Genomic DNA, 17,644 nt, shown 5'->3' with positions numbered 1-17,644 from the left:
ACCACAGCGCCCTGCTGCCGCCAACGCCGCGCCCCGCCACGGCCGATGACGGCGGGCGGGGCGCGGCTCTCGCTCCTGCGCCGTAGCCGGCGCGCGGGCGCTACACCAGGCTGTCCTGCCACGCCTGGTGCAGCCCGGCGAAGTGGCCCTCGTCGGCGATGAGTTCGGCGGGGGTGCCGTCCTCGACGACGTGGCCGGCCCGCATCACCAGGACCCGGTCGGCGATCTCCACCGTGGACAGGCGGTGCGCGATGATCACCGCGGTACGGCCGCGCAGCACGGTGTCCATGGCGTGCTGGACGGCCTGTTCACCGGGGACGTCGAGCGAGGACGTCGCCTCGTCGAGGATGAGGACGGCCGGGTCGGCGAGCAGCGCCCGGGCGAACGCGACGAGTTGGCGCTGCCCGGCCGAGATCCGGCCACCGCGCTTGCGGACGTCGGTGTCGTATCCGTCGGGCAGGGCGGCGATGAAGTCGTGCGCGCCGATCGCCTTCGCCGCGGCCTCGATCTCCTCGCGGGTGGCGTCGGGCCGCCCGATGGTGATGTTCTCCGCGACGGTGCCGGAGAAGAGGAACGCCTCCTGGGTGACCATGACCACGCCCCGGCGCAGATCGTCCCGGGCAAGGTCACGCAGCGGCACGCCGTCGAGCAGCACGCGGCCGTCGGTCGGGTCGTAGAAACGGGCGAGCAGCTTCGCGAGCGTGGACTTGCCCGCGCCGGTCGCGCCGACCACCGCGACCGTCTGCCCGGCGGGGATGCGCAGGTCGAAGGTGGGCAGCACCTCGCCGCCGGTGCGGTAGGCGAACCGCACGGCGTCGAAGACGACCTCGCGGCCGGGCAGCGCGTCGTCGCCGCGGGCCGGCAGCGCTTCCGGCCGCTCCGGCTCCGGCACGGTCGGCGCCTGCGCGAGCAGCCCGGCGATCTTCTCCAGCGACGCGGCCGCGGACTGGTAGGAGTTGAGGAACATCCCGAGCCGGTCGATCGGGTCGTACAGCCGCCGCAGGTAGAGCACGAACGCGGCGAGCACGCCGAGCGCCATGCCGCCGCCGGCCACCCGGTAGGCGCCCCACAGCACGATCCCGGCGATGGTGATGTTGGCGATCAGCCGGGACCAGACGACGTAGCGCGCCATCTCCAGGATCGCGTCGCCGTTGGCCTGGTAGTGCCGCCCGTTCAACTCGGCGAACGCCTCGTCGTTGGGCTGCTCGCGGCGGAACGCCTTGACCGGGCGGATGCCGTTCATCGTCTCGGTGAACTTCACGATGACCGCGGCGATCGCGGTGGAGCGCCTGCGGTACGCCTCGACGGCGCGGCCCTGGTAGCTGCGGATGGCCAGGTACAGCGGGCCGTACGACACCAGCGTGAGCAGGCCGAGCTTCCAGTCCAGGAAGAGCAGCAGGGCGGTGATGTAGACGGCGGAGAGCACGACCTCGATCAGCTCGTCGAGGCCGTCGTTGAGCAGTTCGCGGATCGACTCGACGTCGGAGGTGGCGCGGGCGATCAGCCGCCCGGAGGTGTAGCGCTCGTGGAAGTCGAGGCTGAGCGTCTGGGCGTGCCGGAAGATCCGCCCGCGCAGGTCGACCAGGACGTCCTGGCTGACCCGGGCGGCGGCCCTGATGAACACCCGTTGCAGCGTGCCGGACGCGATGCCGCAGCCGATGTAGCCGCAGGCCACCGCGATCAGCGGGCCGTGCCGGCCGTCGCGGACCGCGGGGATGGCGTGGTCGATGGCGTAGGCGACCAGCAGCGGGCCGACCTGGACGGCGGCCTGCTGGATCAGCAGGTAGATCGCCGCGGCCCACACCCGTTTGGAGTGCGGGCGCAGCAGGGAGCGCAGCAGCCGGAGTTGGGCGTTGCGCGGCGCGGGGAGGACGTCCCGGTCGAACGGGTCGCCGTCGCCGGGCGGCGCGGGCGTGGCGGATGCGGCTGCGGCAGGCGCGGCGGGCGCGGTGCTCGCCGCGGGGCTCGGGACGGTGCCGGTCGCGGCGCCCGTGAGGTCCGGGGAACCCTGGGTGCCCTTGGGGTCCGGGGCGTCCGGCGTGGGTCCCGTCGTGGTGGCGGCCGAGGGGGTCATCAGGCGTCGCTCCCTTCGAGCGCGGCGAGTTCGTCGTGCTCCTGCGCGCCGCCCGACATCAGATAGCGGTACTCGGCGCTGTCGCGCAGCAGGTCGGCGTGGGTGCCGACGGCGGTGATCCGGCCGTCGGCGAGCAGGGCGACGCGGTCGGCGAGCATGACCGTCGAGGGCCGGTGGGCGACGACCAGCGCGGTGGTCTCCCGCAGCACGTCCCGCAGCGCGGCCTCGACCAGCGCCTCGGTGTGCACGTCGAGCGCGGACAGCGGATCGTCCAGCACGAGGAACTGCGGGCGGCCGACCACCGCCCGGGCCAGCGCGAGCCGTTGCCGCTGCCCGCCGGACAGGCTCAGCCCCTGCTCGCCGACCTGGGTGTCCAGGCCCTGGGGCAGCGCGTCCACGAAGTCGCACTGCGCGACGGCCAGCGCCCGCCGCACCGCCTCCTCGTCGGCGCCGCCCGGACCCGCGCCCATCGCCACGTTCTCCCGCACGGTGGCGGAGAAGAGCGTCGGCTCCTCGAAGGCGACGGCGACCAGCGCGCGCAGCCGGTCGGCGGCCAGCCCCGCGGTGTCGACGCCGTCCAGGGTGATCCGGCCGCCGGTGGCGCGGTGCAGCCGGGGCAGCAGCGCGGTCAGGCTGGTCTTCCCGCAGCCGGTGGCGCCGACCAGCGCCATCGTCTCGCCGGGGCGGATGTGCAGGTCGATGCCGCGCAGCAGTTCAGGGCTGTGCGGCGGGGCGTCGGGGTAGCGGAAGCGGACGTCCTCCAGCCGGATGCCGTCGGGCCGGGCGTCGTCGCCGGTGCCGGTGGCGTCGGCCGCGGTCGGGGTGTCGCAGACCTCGAAGTAGCGGTCGGCGGCGGTAGCCGACTCGTTGCTCATCGCGAGCAGGAAGCCGATCGACTCGACCGGCCAGCGCAGCGCGAGCGCGGTGGACAGGAACGCCACGAGGGTGCCGGCCGACAGCTTGTCGTCGGCGACCTGGAGCGAGCCGACCACCAGCGCGGCGCCGAGCGCGATCTCCGGGAGCGTCATGATGACCGCCCAGAGGTTGGAGAGCAGCCGCGCCTTGTGGATCTCGGTGTCCCACAGTTCCCGGGTCTGCCGGCGGAAGGCGTCGGCCTGGCTGCGGTGCCGGCCGAACGCCTTGATGATGCGGATGCCGAGCACGGACTCCTCGACGAGGGTGGCGAGGTCGCCGGCCTGGTCCTGGGCCCGGCGGGCGGCGAGCGCGTAGCTGGTCTCGAAGTACGAGCACAGGATCATCAGCGGGACGGCCGGGGCGAGCAGCAGCAGCCCGAGCAGCCAGGACTGGCTGAAGAGGATCGCGAAGCCGATCAGGATCGTGGCCCCGTTGACCACCAGGAACACCAGCGGGAAGGCGAGGAACATCCGCAGGATCTGCAGGTCCATGGTGGCCCGGGAGAGCAACTGGCCCGATGCCCACCGGTCGTGGAAATCCACCGGCAGGCGCTGCAAGTGCTCGTAGAGGTCTTTTCGCATGGCCGCCTCGACGCCGGCCAGCGGGCGGGCCACCAGCCAGCGCCGCACGCCGAACAGGCCGGCCTCCAGCAGCCCGAGCAGCAGCACCAGCCCGCCGCCGAGCCAGACCCCGCCCGGGTCGCGGTCCTGGACCGGCCCGTCGACCATCCACTTCAGCACCAGCGGGATGAACAGCGACATGCAGGACGCCACCACCGCGACGACCGCCGAGACCGCCAGTCTCACCCGCACCGGTCTGACGTACGGCCACAGGCGGACCAGGGAGCGGACGGTGGATCGGTGGCGGTTTTCCGGCGCGGTCGTATCGCTGGTGGGAGAGGTCACTTGTCGACACTAGGCCCACCCTGTGACAGCCCTCATCCGGTTTTCCGGCCGGACGGCCCGCCGGTGCGACCGGGTACGCCCGGCTGATCGACCGGCGAACACGCGTCCCCTCTGTCCGTTATGCGAACTCAACTCCCCGGTGAACGAACGAGTTTCGGCCAAGTTCGCCCCATAGTCATGACATGGACAGGTAAAGAATGCCACTCTGTGGCCCGTTCCACAGCAGCACCACGGAGCTATCCGCACCACGCAGTCCTCTTCTCCACCCCCACCATCCGGCGGCTCACCATCCCCTGCTGTCCGGACTGTCCCGGCCGCCACTCCGCGGCCGACGCAGAAGGAGCGACGAGTGCGACACACCCTCCGCACGTCCCGCACCCCCCGTCCACCCCACGCGGCTCGCACCGCGGCCGGCGCCCTGCTCGCCGGCGCCGCGATGCTCGCGGTGGCCCTCCCGGCGAACACCGCGGCCGCCGCCCCGGACCCGGGCACGGCCGCCGCGAGCGGCCACGCGCAGCCGAGGTCCGGCGCCCTGCCCGCCTCGCTGTCCCCCGCGCAGCGCGGCACCCTGCTCGCCCAGGCGCAGGACGCGAGCGCCGCGACCGCCACGTCCCTGCACCTGGGCGCGAAGGAGCGCCTGGTCGTCCGGGACGTGGTCAAGGCCGCCGACGGCGGCCTGCACACCCGCTACGAGCGCACCTACGACGGCCTGCCGGTGCTCGGCGGCGACCTCGTCGTGGCGACGGACGCGGCCGGCCGCACCACCGGCGTGGACCGGGCCACCGACGCGACGATCGCGGTGCCCACCGAGACCGCCGCCAGGAGCGCCTCCTCCGCCCGGTCGTACGCCCTGAGCGCCGCGAAGGCCGCGGGCGCGGCCTCCCCCACCGCGTCGGCAGCGCCCCGCAAGGTGGTCTGGGCGGCGAGCGGCACCCCGACGCTCGCCTGGGAGTCGGTGGTCGGCGGCCTCCAGGACGACGGCACCCCGAACGAGCTGCACGTCATCACCGACGCCACCACCGGCGCGAAGCTCTACCAGTACCAGGGCATAGAGAACAGCGTCGGCAACAGCGAGTACAGCGGCCAGGTGAACATCACCACCACCAAGTCCGGCTCGTCGTACGCGCTGACCGACGGCAGCCGCGGCGGCCACAGCACGTTCAACCTGAACCACGCCAGCTCCGGCAAGGGCACCCTCTTCACCGACACCGACGACGTGTGGGGCGACGGCAAGGGCACCACCGCGCAGACCGCCGGAGTGGACGCGGCCTACGGCGCCCAGGAGACCTGGGACTTCTACAAGAACACCTTCGGCCGCAACGGCATCGCCGACGACGGCCGGGCCGCGTACTCCAGCACCCACTACGGCAACAACTACGTCAACGCCTTCTGGGACGACTCCTGCTTCTGCATGACCTACGGCGACGGCTCGGGCAACGCCCACCCGCTGACCGCGATCGACGTGGCCGGCCACGAGATGAGCCACGGCGTCACCGCGGCCACCGCGGGCCTGAACTACTCCGGTGAGTCCGGCGGCCTCAACGAGGCCACCTCCGACATCTTCGGCACCGGCGTGGAGTTCTACGCCGACAACGCCGCCGACCCGGGCGACTACCTGATCGGCGAGAAGATCGACATCAACGGCGACGGCTCACCGCTGCGCTACATGGACAAGCCCAGCAAGGACGGCGCCTCCAAGGACTACTGGTCCTCCAGCCTCGGCGGCCTGGACGTGCACTACTCCTCCGGCCCGGCCAACCACTTCTTCTACCTGCTCTCCGAGGGCAGCGGCGCCAAGGTGGTCAACGGGGTGTCGTACAACAGCCCGACCTACGACAACCAGTCGGTGCCGGGCATCGGCCGGGACAACGCGCTCAAGCTCTGGTACACCTCGCTGACCGAGTACTTCACCTCGACCACCAACTACGCCAAGGCCCGGACCCAGTCCCTCCAGGCCGCGGCCGACCTGTGGGGCGCGGGCAGCGCCACGTACAACACGGTGGCCGACACCTGGGCGGCGATCGGCGTCGGCAGCCGGGTCGACTGATCGGCCGTCAGCCGGAGTGATTTTTGCCGGTTTCCACCGGTGTGGGGTGATCGTCCCCTGGGGCCCGATTCCGTACAGTGCGGTTCTGGAAACCCGCACCACCCCGTAGGAGATGGATTATGGCAACCGGAACCGTGAAGTGGTTCAACTCGGAAAAGGGCTTCGGCTTCATCGAGCAGGACGGCGGCGGCTCCGACGTCTTCGCCCACTACTCCAACATCATGGCCACCGGCTACCGGGAGCTGCTGGAGGGTCAGAAGGTGGAGTTCGACGTCACCCAAGGCAACAAGGGCCCGCAGGCGGAGAACATCCGCATGCTCGACAGCGCGGTCTGAGGACCGCCGTCCGGCTTCACCCCAGTGGCTGAGCGGAGGCCCGCACCACGCACATCGGTGCGGGCCTCCCCCCTGCCCGGGGCGCTTCGCTAGCGCAGCACGCCCGCCGTCATGCCCTCGGTCTCCGGCGGGACCGCGACCAGGCCCAGCTCGGCCGGGGTCGCCAACAGCGGATGGGCCGGCAGCACCCGGGCGGTGTAGCCGAAGGCGCCGGTCCGGTCCAGGGTGAGCGGTCCCTCGAAGGTGTAGCGGCCCGCCACGTCGGCGCGCGCCACCGCTTTGAGCGACTGCACCGCGGGCGCGGTGAGCCGGTCCGCGGCGTCCACCGGCCCGGACAGCAACTGGACGTCCACGTCGGAGGGGTCGAGGCCGCCGAGCGCGACCTGCACCCGCAGCGTGAGGGTGGAGCCCAGCTCCGCGGCGTCGTCCACCGCGCCCTCGGCGGAGACGGTCTCCACGTGGTCGACCGCGACCCGCGGCCACTCCTGGCGCACCCGCCGCTTCCACTGCGCGAGTTCGGCCGCGGCCGGGCCGCGCACGGCCCGGTGCGAGCGGGCCGCCGGGGCGTAGAGCTGCCGGACGTAGTCACGGACCATCCGCCCGGCGAGCACTTTGGGGCCCAGCGTGCTCAGGGTGTGCCGGACCATCTGGACCCAGCGCTGCGGCAGGCCGTTCCTGCCCTGGTCGTAGAAGCGCGGGGCGACCTGCTGCTCCAGCAGGTCGTAGAGCCCGGCGGCCTCCAGTTCGTCGCGCCGGTCCTCGTCGGTGACGCCGTCGGCGGTCGGGATCGCCCAGCCGTTCTCGCCGTCGTACCACTCGTCCCACCAGCCGTCGAGGACGGACAGGTTGAGGCAGCCGTTGAGCGCGGCCTTCATCCCGGAGGTGCCGCACGCCTCCAGCGGGCGCAGCGGGTTGTTGAGCCAGACGTCGCAACCGGGGTAGAGGGTGCGGGCCATCCGCATGTCGTAGTCGGGCAGGAAGACGATGCGGTGCCTGACCCGGGGGTCGTCGGTGAACCGCACCAGCTCCTGGACCAGCCGCTTGCCGCCCTCGTCGGCGGGGTGGGCCTTGCCGGCCACCACGATCTGGATCGGCCGCTCCGGGTGCAGCAGCATCGCGGCCAGCCGCTCCTTGTCGCGCAGCATCAAGGTGAGCCGCTTGTAGGAGGGCACCCGGCGGGCGAAGCCGATGGTGAGCACGTCCGGGTCCAGGACGTGGTCGGTCCAGCCCAGTTCGGCGTCGTTCGCGCCGCGCTGCCGCCAGGAGGCGCGCAGCCGGCTGCGCACGTCCTCGACGAGCTGCTCGCGCAGGGTGCGGCGCAGCTCCCACACCGCGGCGTCGGGCACGTCGGCGACCGCCTCCCAGCGTTCGGCGCCGCCGATCATCAGGGCGTCCTCGGCGCGCGAGGCGCCGAACTGGCGGCTGCCGAGCCGCAGCACCTCCGGCGCCACCCAGGTGGGCGCGTGCACGCCGTTGGTGATCGAGGTGATGGGCACGTCCTCGGGGTCGAACCCGGGCCACAGCCCGGCGAACATCTGCCGGCTGACCGCGCCGTGCAGCGTGGAGACGCCGTTGGCGCGCTGGGCCAGCCGCAGGCCCATCACGGCCATGTTGAACAGGTCGGGGTCGCCGCCGGGGTAGGTCTCGCGGCCGAGTTCGAGAATCCGGCCGACGTCCACGCCGGGCAGCTCGCCGCCGTCGCCGAGGTGGCGGGCGACCAGGTCGCGGGTGAAGCGGTCGATGCCGGCCGGGACCGGGGTGTGGGTGGTGAACACGGTGCCGGCCCGCACCGCTTCCAGGGCCGCGTCGAAGTCGAGCCCCTCGTGGGACAGCTCCCTTATCCGCTCCAGGCCGAGGAAGCCGGCGTGGCCCTCGTTGGTGTGGAAGACCTCGGGCTCGGGGTGGCCGGTGATCCGGCAGTAGGCGCGGACGGCGCGGACCCCGCCGATGCCCAGCAGCATCTCCTGGAGCAGGCGGTGCTCGCTGCCGCCGCCGTAGAGCCGGTCGGTGACGTCGCGTTCGGCGGGCTGGTTGGGCTCGACGTCGGAGTCGAGCAGCAGCAGCGGCACCCGGCCGACCTGGACGGTCCAGATCCGCGCGGTCAGCGTCCGGCCGCCGGGCAGCGCGAGGGTGACCCGGGCCGGGGTGCCGTCGGCCTCGCGCAGCGGGCTGACCGGCAGCGAGTTGGGGTCGAGGACGGGGTAGTGCTCCTGCTGCCAGCCCTCGCGGGACAGGCTCTGCCGGAAGTAGCCGTGCCGGTAGAGCAGGCCGACGCCGATCAGCGGCACGCCCAGGTCGCTGGCGGCCTTGAGGTGGTCGCCGGCGAGGATGCCCAGGCCGCCGCTGTACTGCGGCAGTGCCCAGGTGATGCCGAACTCGGGTGAGAAGTAGCCGACGGCGGCGGGCAGGTCGCTCTGCTCCTGGTACCAGCGGGGCCCGGCGGTGTAGTCCGCGAGGTCCTCCTCGGCGGCGGTCAGCCGGCGCAGGAAGCGGCGGTCGCCGGCGAGCGCGGCCAGCCGCTCCTTGGAGACCGAGCCGAGCAGCCGGACCGGATCGCCCTGGGCGGCCCGCCAGCCTTCGGGGTGGACGCTGCGGAACAGCTCCCTGGTCTCCTCGTGCCAGGACCAGCGTAGGTTCGCGGCCAGTTCCCCCAGCGGGCGCAGAGGTTCCGGCAGGACGGTGCGCACGGTGAATCGACGGATTGCCTTCACGCCTTCGACCGTAGCCCGGTGGGCCGGGGGGCGGGCCGGTTGTCCACGATCTCCAGGGCCAAACGCCCGAACGGAGGCTCACGGAAGCGAACGCCTGACGGGCCTGGGCGCGGGCGCGTTCGAGACCGGTCGGCGGGCACGTCCACCGCAGGCCGCGGAGGGCTGCGGGGGTACCGAGGGGGTGCGATGCTGGTGCCTGGAACGAGACGGCGTGCGAGCGGCTCACCGGCGGCGTTCGCCCACCCGCAGGCGTACGCGGGGGCGCGCAAAGGGGCGTGAAGCTCTCACACCGAGCGTGCGTAAGGGGTGCGGCCGGTCGGCGGATCGGTCACCACGAACGCGCGCACTCGCCGCGCGCTACCGAAACGGCGTCAGAGGGTGCGTTCAGTCCGGGAAGCGTGGGCAGGCTCGGACGTGTGCGACCCCGCACCAGCACCAGCACCGCACCGCACCGCACCGCACCGCACCGCACCGCACCGCACCGCACCGCACCGGCAGCCACCCGGGTGAACCCCTCCCGGAGGGACCCCGCAGGCGAGCCGGTTCGGCCAAGAACAGTTAAAAAGTAGCGAGGCTCCCCTCCCCGGGCAGTCCCGGATACCCCGTGCACCGAAGTCACCCGCGCGTCAGTCGAGCCCGTCCCGTCCCGAGCTGTCAGGTGAGGAAATGATCGGTCGTATCCCCGTCGTCGATGTCCAGCCGAGTGTGGACTGCGGCAGAAGGCCCGCCAAAGCGGTGGTCGGTGAGCGGTTCCAGGTGACCGCCACCGTCTTCCGCGAGGGCCATGACGCGGTGGCCGCGAACGTGGTGCTGCGCGACGGCTCCGGCCGGTCCGGACCGTGGACGCCGATGCGGGAGCTGGCGCCGGGCACCGACCGTTGGGGGGCGCACATCACTCCGACGGCCGAAGGGCGCTGGACGTACACGGTCGAGGCGTGGTCGGACCCGGTGGCGACCTGGCGGCACACCGCGGGCATCAAGATCCCGGCCGGCATCGACACCGAACTGGTGCTCGCCGAGGGCGCGCACCTGCACGAAAGGGCCGCGGCCGGAGTGCCCAAGGGCGACGGCCGGCCCGCGGTGCTCGCCGCGGTGGACGTGCTGCGCGACTCCGCCCTCGCCCCGGCCGCCCGGCACGCCGCCGCGCTGGCCCCCGAGGTGGTGGCGGCGCTGGACCGCTTCCCGCTGCGCGAACTGGTCAGCGCCTCCCGGCCGATGCCGCTGCACGTCGAGCGCGAGCGCGCCCTGTTCGGGTCCTGGTACGAGCTCTTCCCGCGCTCGGAGGGCGCGACCGCCGGGCCGGACGGGCGGCTGCGTTCGGGCACCTTCCGCACCGCCGCCGAGCGGCTGCCCGCGGTGGCCGCGATGGGCTTCGACGTGGTGTACCTGCCGCCGATCCACCCGATCGGCTCGGCGTTCCGCAAGGGCCGCAACAACAGCCTGACCCCCGGGCCCGACGACGTCGGCTCGCCGTGGGCGATCGGCTCGCCCGAGGGCGGCCACGACGCGGTCCACCCGGACCTGGGCACCCTCGCCGACTTCGACCACTTCGTGGCCCGCGCCCGCGACCTGCGTCTGGAGGTCGCCCTCGACTTCGCCCTGCAGTGCTCGCCGGACCACCCCTGGGTGGAGAAGCACCCGGAGTGGTTCGCGCACCGCGCCGACGGCACCATCGCCTACGCGGAGAACCCGCCGAAGAAGTACCAGGACATCTACCCGATCGCCTTCGACCAGGACTTCGCCGGCATCGTGCGGGAGACGCTGCGGGTGCTGCGGCACTGGATGGCGCACGGCGTCCGGATCTTCCGGGTGGACAACCCGCACACCAAGCCCGTGGTCTTCTGGGAGAAGGTGATCGCCGACATCAACCGGACCGATCCCGACGTGATCTTCCTCGCCGAGGCGTTCACCCGCCCCGCGATGATGGCCACCCTCGGCAAGATCGGCTTCCAGCAGTCGTACACCTACTTCACCTGGCGCAACAGCCGCGCCGAACTCACCGACTACCTGCGGGAGCTGAGCGGGGACGGCGCGGCCCACATGCGGCCGAACTTCTTCGTGAACACCCCCGACATCCTGCACGCCTATCTGCAGAACGGCGGCCGACCGGCCTTCGAGACCCGCGCCGTGCTCGCCGCCACCCTCTCTCCGAGCTGGGGCGTCTACGCGGGATTCGAGCTGTGCGAGGGCACCCCCGCGCACCCCGGCAGCGAGGAGTACGCCGACTCCGAGAAGTACGAACTGCGGCCGCGTGACTGGGCCAAGGCCGAGGCCGAGGGGCGCTCGCTGGCCCCGCTGCTCACCACGCTCAACCGGCTGCGCCGCCGTCACCCGGCGCTTCGGCAGCTGCGGGACATCACGTTCCACCCGGTGGACAACGAAGCCCTGCTCGCGTTCTCCAAGCGGCACGGCGACGACGTCGTACTGGTGGTCGTCAACCTGGACCCCTTCCACACCCAGGAGGCCACCGTGTCGTTGGACATGGCGGCGCTCGGGCTCTCCTGGCACGAGTCGTTCCCGGTACGCGACGAGCTATCCGGTCAGACCTACCACTGGGGCAGGGACAACTATGTGCGCCTTGAACCGGGCCGCGCGCCCGCGCACGTCCTGTCGCTGCGACCGTCTCCATCGATCGGAGGGTCACTCAGTTGATCGTCAACGAACCCGTTCCTGACACGTTCGAGGACACGCCGGCCAAGGACCGTGATCCCGAATGGTTCAAACGGGCGGTGTTCTACGAAGTCCTCGTCCGCTCGTTCCAGGACAGCAACGGCGACGGCGTCGGCGACCTGAAGGGGATCACCGCCAAACTCGACTACCTGCAATGGCTCGGCGTGGACTGCCTGTGGCTGCCGCCGTTCTTCGCCTCCCCCCTGCGGGACGGCGGATACGACGTGGCGGACTACACCGCGGTACTGCCGGAGTTCGGCGACCTCGCCGACTTCGTGGAGTTCGTGGACGCCACCCACCAGCGCGGCATGCGCGTCATCATCGACTTCGTCATGAACCACACCAGCGACCAGCACCCGTGGTTCCAGGCGTCCCGCAGCGATCCGGACGGGCCGTACGGCGACTACTACACCTGGGCGGACGACGACAAGCAGTTCTCCGACGCCCGGGTCATCTTCGTGGACACCGAGACGTCGAACTGGACCTTCGACCCGGTCCGCAAGCAGTACTACTGGCACCGCTTCTTCTCCCACCAGCCGGATCTCAACTACGAGAACCCGCAGGTGCAGGAGGAGATCCTGGCCGCCCTGAAGTTCTGGCTGGACCTGGGCATCGACGGCTTCCGGCTGGACGCCGTGCCCTACCTCTACCAGGAGGAGGGCAGCAACTGCGAGAACCTGCCGCGCACCCACAGCTTCCTGAAGAAGGTGCGCGCCGAGATCGACGCGCACTACCCGGACACCGTGCTGCTCGCCGAGGCGAACCAGTGGCCGGAGGACGTGGTCGACTACTTCGGCGACTTCCCGGCCGGCGGCGACGAGTGCCACATGGCGTTCCACTTCCCGGTGATGCCGCGGATCTTCATGGCGGTGCGCCGCGAGTCGCGCTACCCGGTCTCCGAGGTGCTCGCCAAGACCCCGGCCATCCCGGCGAACTGCCAGTGGGGCATCTTCTTGCGCAACCACGACGAGTTGACGCTGGAGATGGTCACCGACGAAGAGCGCGACTACATGTACGCGGAGTACGCCAAGGACCCGCGGATGCGCGCCAACATCGGCATCCGGCGCCGGCTGGCCCCGCTGCTGGACAACGACCGCAACCAGATCGAGCTGTTCACCGCGCTGCTGCTGTCCCTGCCCGGCTCGCCGATCCTCTACTACGGCGACGAGATCGGGATGGGCGACAACATCTGGCTCGGTGACCGCGACGGGGTGCGCACCCCCATGCAGTGGACGCCGGACCGCAACGCCGGGTTCTCCTCCTCCGACCCCGGCCGGCTCTACCTGCCGACCATCATGGACCCGGTCTACGGCTACCAGGTCACCAACGTCGAGGCGCAGATGAGCTCACCCAGCTCGCTGCTGCACTGGACCCGGCGGATGATCGAGATCCGCAAGCAGAACCGGGCGTTCGGCGTCGGCTCCTTCACCGAACTGCCGTCGAGCAACCCGGCGGTGCTCGCCTTCCTGCGGGAGGACGGCGACGACCTGGTGCTGTGCGTGAACAACTTCTCCCGCTTCGCCCAGCCCACCGAGCTGGACCTGCGGCAGTTCGCGGGCCGGCACCCGGTGGAACTGATCGGCGGGGTGCGCTTCCCGGCGATCGGCCAACTGCCGTACCTGCTCACCCTGGCCGGGCACGGCTTCTACTGGTTCCGGCTGCGGCGAGACCCGTCCTGACGGCGGGGGCCGGGCGGACCGGCCCCCACTGGGCCGCTCCCCCGGCTCCCCGGGCTCGACCGGCCCCTCGGCGTAACGTTCCGTCACCCGGACGGTTACGTCCGACCGCCGGGAGGTTACGTTCCCGCGCCCGAGGTGCGGGGGGCCCGCACCTTTGGGACGATCAAGCGAAACCCGCAGCAGCCCGTACGGCGGTTTCCTGTCACCCGGCCGGGGCAGGCTCCCCGTGTCGCCGGACAGCCCGAACCCGTCATCCGGGAGGCTGGCGCATCCGCCGCTCGACCCAGCGGCAGGGTGCGCGACTCCCCCGGGGAAAGGACGTCATGTCGGACAGCTCCTGGACCCGTGTCCCCGCCGTCACCGGCCGCGATCTCGTGCCGGGGCTGCTTCGCTCCCTCGACCCGCTGCTGCGCGGCTGGCTGCCACGACAGCGCTGGTTCGCCGGCAAGGGCCTGCCGATCGGCGACTTCCGGCTGGCCGCCGCGACCGAGCTGGTTCCCCCGGGTGGCCGACTCGGCCCGCTCGGCCTGCTGCACGTCCTGGTCGACGTGGAGCAGCCCGGCCGGCCGCCGGACTGCTACCAACTCCTGCTCGGCGCGCATCCGCTGCTGCCGTCCGCGCTGGTGCGCACCGCCCTCGGCCCGGCCGTCGGCGGCCCGTACGACGGGCTGACCCTCTACGACGCACCGCACGACCCCCGAATGGCCGCACTTCTGCTGGAACGGCTCAAACTGCCCGGCCGCAGCGGGGACCTGCGCTTCACCACCGAGCCGACCGCCGAGTTCCCGCCCGGGCTGGCCCCCCGGGTGTCGACCGCGGAGCAGTCCAACACCTCCGTGGTCTACGGCGACCGCTACATCCTCAAGCTCTTCCGCCGGGTCTCGCCCGGCACCAACCCGGACCTGGAACTGTCGCTCGCGCTGGCCCGGGCCGGGTCGCGGCGGGTGGCCGAGCCGGTGGCGTGGTTCGAGGGGCTGGACGGCGACGACGGCGACAGCGCCCCGGCGCGGGGCCGGGAGCCGACCACCCTCGGGGTGCTCCAGCGCTTCCTGCCCGGCTCGTCCGACGGGTGGGCGCTCGCGCTGGCGTCGGTGGCCGAGGACGGCGACTTCCGGGCCGAGGCGGCCGCGCTCGGCCGGGCCACCGCCGAGGTGCACCAGGCGCTCGCCTCGGCCCTGCCGGTGCACCGGCTCGACGACCGCGCGCTGGAGCGGGTCGCCGCCGCGATGACCCGGCGGCTGGAGGAGACCGCCGCCGAAGTGCCCGCGGTCCGCCCCTTCGCGGGCGCGCTCCGCTCCGCCTACGACGACCTCGCCAAGCTCGGCGCGGGCACCGGTCCCGGCGGGGTGGTGATCGCCCAGCGCATCCACGGAGACCTGCACCTCGGCCAGGCGCTGCGCGGGCCGGACGGCGAGTGGGTGCTGATCGACTTCGAGGGCGAACCGGCCCGCCCGCTGGCCGAGCGGCGCCGCCCCGCGCCGCCGGTCCAGGACGTCGCCGGCATGCTGCGGTCCTTCGACTACGCCGCCCACCACAGCGGCAACGGCCCCTGGGCCGCCAGGCACCGCGACGCGTTCTGCGCCGGGTACGCCGGGGTCGCCGGCACCGACCCGCGCGAACAGCCCGTGCTGATACGGGCCTTCGAGACCGACAAGGCGGTGTACGAGGCCCGGTACGAAGCCCGGCACCGTCCCGCCTGGCTGCCCATCCCGCTCTCCGCCCTGGCCCGCCTGGCCGCGTCGCCGGCCCCGTCCCCCCTGTCCGCGTCCGAATCCGAGGAGTGCTCGCCGTGACCCCCGCCGCACAGCCCCCGCGCCAGCCGTCCCCCGGTGACGGCGCCCTCCCGGAAGCCGCCGCCCGCGGCTACGACGCCACCACCCCCCACCCCGCCGCCTCGGGCGGCCCCGCACCAAGGGGGCGCGCGGAACTGCGCGAGCAACCGGCCACCGACCCGGTGGTCCGGGACGAACCGAACCGCCCCACCGGGACGGTGGCGGCCACCCCGAACCGCAACGGTGCCGCTGCCGACAGGGGCTCCGGGGGCACCCCGAGAGATCAGGGAGCGGCCACCCCACACCGCAAGGGCACCGCCGACGACGGCTCCGGGCTCAGCCCTGACGAAAAGTGGCGGCTGCTCAACGGCACCCACCACGACCCGCACGCGCTGCTGGGAGCGCACCCCGAGCCGGGGGGCCTCCGGTTCCGGGCCCTGCGCCCGTTCGCCCGGTCCGTCGCGGTCGTCGTGGACGGGGAACGCAGCGAACTGGCCGCGGAGGGCGACGGACTGTTCTCCGCGCTGCTCCCCCTCGCCGACGTGCCGACGCAGTACCAGCTCGCGGTGACGTACGACGCCGGCGAGCTGGTGGTCGAGGACCCGTACCGGTTCCTGCCCTCGCTCGGCGAGTTGGACCTGCACCTGATCGGTGAGGGCCGGCACGAGCAGCTGTGGAAGGCGCTGGGCTCGGAGCCGATGACGCACGGCGGGGTGACCGGCACCCGTTTCGCGGTGTGGGCGCCGAACGCGCGCGGGGTGCGGCTGGCCGCGGACTTCAACTTCTGGGACGGCACCGGACTGCCGATGCGCTCGCTGGGCTCCTCGGGCGTGTGGGAGCTGTTCGTCCCGGGCATCGGCCCCGGCACCGCCTACAAGTACGAGATCACCCGCCCGGACGGCTCGCGCGGCATGAAGGCCGACCCGATGGCCCGCGCCACCGAACTCCCGCCGGCCACCGCCTCGATCGTCACGCGGTCGTCGTACGACTGGAACGACGCGGAGTGGATGGCGCACCGCGCGGACACCCCGCTGCACCGCGCCCCGCTGTCGGTGTACGAGGTGCACCTGCCCTCCTGGCGGCCGGGCCTGGACTACCGCGGCCTGGCCGAGCAGTTGCCCGCCTACGTGCAGGAACTCGGCTTCACCCACGTGGAGTTGATGCCGGTCGCCGAGCACCCCTTCGGCGGCTCGTGGGGGTACCAGGTCACCTCCTACTACGCCCCGACCTCGCGGCTGGGCTCGCCGGACGACTTCCGGTTCCTGGTGGACGCGCTGCACCGGGCCGGCATCGGCGTGATCATGGACTGGGTGCCGGCGCACTTCCCGAAGGACGAGTGGGCGCTGGCCCGGTTCGACGGGGAGCCGCTGTACGAACCGGCCGACCCGCGCCGCGCCGAGCACCCCGACTGGGGCACCCTGGAGTTCGACTTCGGCCGCACCGAGGTCCGTAACTTCCTGGTGGCCAACGCGGTGTACTGGTGCGAGGAGTTCCACATCGACGGCCTGCGGGTCGACGCGGTGGCCTCGATGCTCTACCTCGACTACTCCCGGGAGGGCGGCGACTGGCTGCCCAACGTGTACGGCGGCCGGGAGAACCTGGACGCGGTGGCCTTCCTCCAGGAGATGAACGCCACCGTCTACCGGCGCTGCCCCGGCGCGGTCACCATCGCAGAGGAGTCCACCGCGTGGGACGGCGTCACCCGCCCCACCCACCAGGTCGGCCCGACCGGCTTCGGCGGCCTCGGCTTCGGCCTGAAGTGGAACATGGGCTGGATGCACGACACGCTGGAGTACATGGCGCACGAGCCGGTGCACCGCAAGTACCACCACAACGAGATGACGTTCTCGATGGTGTACGCGTACAGCGAGAACTACGTCCTGCCCATCTCGCACGACGAGGTGGTGCACGGCAAGCGGGCGCTGGTCGAGAAGATGCCCGGCGACTGGTGGCAGCGGCGGGCCGACCACCGCGCCTACCTCGGCTACATGTGGGCCCACCCGGGCAAGCAACTGCTCTTCATGGGGCAGGAGTTCGCCCAGGGCGCGGAGTGGTCGCACGAGAGCGGCCCGGACTGGTGGCTGCTGGACGAGACCTACTCCGCGGCCGGCGACCACCGCGGGGTGCGCGACCTGGTCCGCGACCTCAACGCGGTCTACACCGCGACGCCCGCGCTGTGGCAGCGCGACACCGACCCGGGCGGCTTCGAGTGGATAGACGGCGGCGCCGCGGAGGACAACACGCTGTCCTTCCTGCGCTACGACACCGCCGGGCGCCCGCTGATGTGCGTCAGCAACTTCTCCCCGGTGGTCCGCCAGGACTACCGGCTCGGCTGCCCCGAAGGGGTCTGGACCGCGGTGCTCAACACCGACGAGACCCGCTACGGCGGCAGCGGCGTGCGGGTGGAGGGGCCGGTCAAGAGCGAGCCGTCGCCCTGGCACGGCCGGCGCCACAGCATCACGGTGACCGTCCCGCCGCTCGCCACGGTCTGGCTGCGGCCGGCCATCGACTGAGCCGGCCGCGCCGCGGGTGGCCG

General features: G+C 72.5%; 9 protein-coding genes. 6 read left to right on the top strand and 3 right to left on the bottom strand.

All coding sequences use genetic code 11. The features are described from left to right. Positions 1–100: 100 nt before the first annotated feature. Positions 101–2,074: an ABC transporter ATP-binding protein gene (locus OG370_RS30025; RefSeq protein ID WP_328469716.1), complete on the bottom strand. Its 1,974-nt coding sequence runs from the start codon at positions 2,072–2,074 to the stop codon at positions 101–103. After that, positions 2,074–3,894, bottom strand: coding sequence for an ABC transporter ATP-binding protein (locus OG370_RS30020; protein WP_328469714.1), 1,821 nt, complete (start codon positions 3,892–3,894; stop codon positions 2,074–2,076). The genes OG370_RS30025 and OG370_RS30020 overlap by 1 nt, the downstream gene beginning before the upstream one ends. A gap of 436 nt (positions 3,895–4,330) precedes the next feature. Between OG370_RS30020 and OG370_RS30015 the strand changes: the two genes are divergently transcribed. Together OG370_RS30015 and OG370_RS30010 are read left to right on the top strand one after the other, a co-directional pair. Further along, entirely contained in the window at positions 4,331–5,941 is a 1,611-nt protein-coding gene (locus OG370_RS30015; RefSeq protein ID WP_328474536.1) for a M4 family metallopeptidase, read from the top strand. A 119-nt stretch (positions 5,942–6,060) separates the two neighbouring features. Then, the gene (locus OG370_RS30010; protein ID WP_328469713.1) at positions 6,061–6,276 is read left to right on the top strand and encodes a cold-shock protein; all 216 of its coding nucleotides are present in this window, start codon (positions 6,061–6,063) and stop codon (positions 6,274–6,276) included. Positions 6,277–6,365: 89 nt separating this feature from the next. Here the strand turns inward: OG370_RS30010 and glgP are convergent, their stop codons facing one another. Further along, positions 6,366–8,987: an alpha-glucan family phosphorylase gene (gene glgP / locus OG370_RS30005; RefSeq protein WP_328469711.1), complete on the bottom strand. Its 2,622-nt coding sequence runs from the start codon at positions 8,985–8,987 to the stop codon at positions 6,366–6,368. Positions 8,988–9,653: 666 nt separating this feature from the next. On the opposite strand from glgP, the gene OG370_RS30000 reads away from it, so the two are divergent. The 4 genes from OG370_RS30000 to glgB all read left to right on the top strand — a co-directional run bounded on the left by OG370_RS30000 (position 9,654) and on the right by glgB (position 17,621). After that, positions 9,654–11,639 (top strand): alpha-1,4-glucan--maltose-1-phosphate maltosyltransferase, encoded by a 1,986-nt coding sequence (locus OG370_RS30000; RefSeq protein ID WP_328469709.1) that lies wholly within the window; start codon positions 9,654–9,656, stop codon positions 11,637–11,639. Further along, complete coding sequence (gene treS, locus OG370_RS29995; protein WP_328469707.1) at positions 11,636–13,336, top strand: maltose alpha-D-glucosyltransferase; 1,701 nt, start codon at positions 11,636–11,638, stop codon at positions 13,334–13,336. Before OG370_RS30000 ends, treS begins: the two co-directional genes overlap by 4 nt. 323 nt (positions 13,337–13,659) lie before the next feature. Further along, positions 13,660–15,129: a maltokinase N-terminal cap-like domain-containing protein gene (locus tag OG370_RS29990; RefSeq protein ID WP_328469705.1), complete on the top strand. Its 1,470-nt coding sequence runs from the start codon at positions 13,660–13,662 to the stop codon at positions 15,127–15,129. After that, positions 15,126–17,621 (top strand): 1,4-alpha-glucan branching enzyme, encoded by a 2,496-nt coding sequence (glgB, locus tag OG370_RS29985; RefSeq protein WP_328469703.1) that lies wholly within the window; start codon positions 15,126–15,128, stop codon positions 17,619–17,621. Before OG370_RS29990 ends, glgB begins: the two co-directional genes overlap by 4 nt. Positions 17,622–17,644: the final 23 nt, after the last annotated feature.

The organism is Streptomyces sp. NBC_00448 (genome assembly GCF_036014115.1).
In the GTDB taxonomy this organism is placed as follows: Bacteria; Actinomycetota; Actinomycetes; order Streptomycetales; family Streptomycetaceae; genus Actinacidiphila.
The sequence above is the reverse complement of the archived record's forward strand: the minus strand, read 5'-3'. Positions and strand labels throughout refer to the sequence as shown.

Excerpts from the sequence above, each read along its gene's own strand:
- OG370_RS30015 (WP_328474536.1), top strand. The coding sequence starts at position 4,331 with ATGCTCGCGGTGGCCCTCCCGGCGAACACCGCGGCCGCCGCCCCGGAC.
- OG370_RS30025 (WP_328469716.1), bottom strand. The coding sequence starts at position 2,074 with ATGACCCCCTCGGCCGCCACCACGACGGGACCCACGCCGGACGCCCCG.
- OG370_RS30000 (WP_328469709.1), top strand. The coding sequence starts at position 9,654 with ATGATCGGTCGTATCCCCGTCGTCGATGTCCAGCCGAGTGTGGACTGC.
- OG370_RS30010 (WP_328469713.1), top strand. The coding sequence starts at position 6,061 with ATGGCAACCGGAACCGTGAAGTGGTTCAACTCGGAAAAGGGCTTCGGC.
- OG370_RS29990 (WP_328469705.1), top strand. The coding sequence starts at position 13,660 with ATGTCGGACAGCTCCTGGACCCGTGTCCCCGCCGTCACCGGCCGCGAT.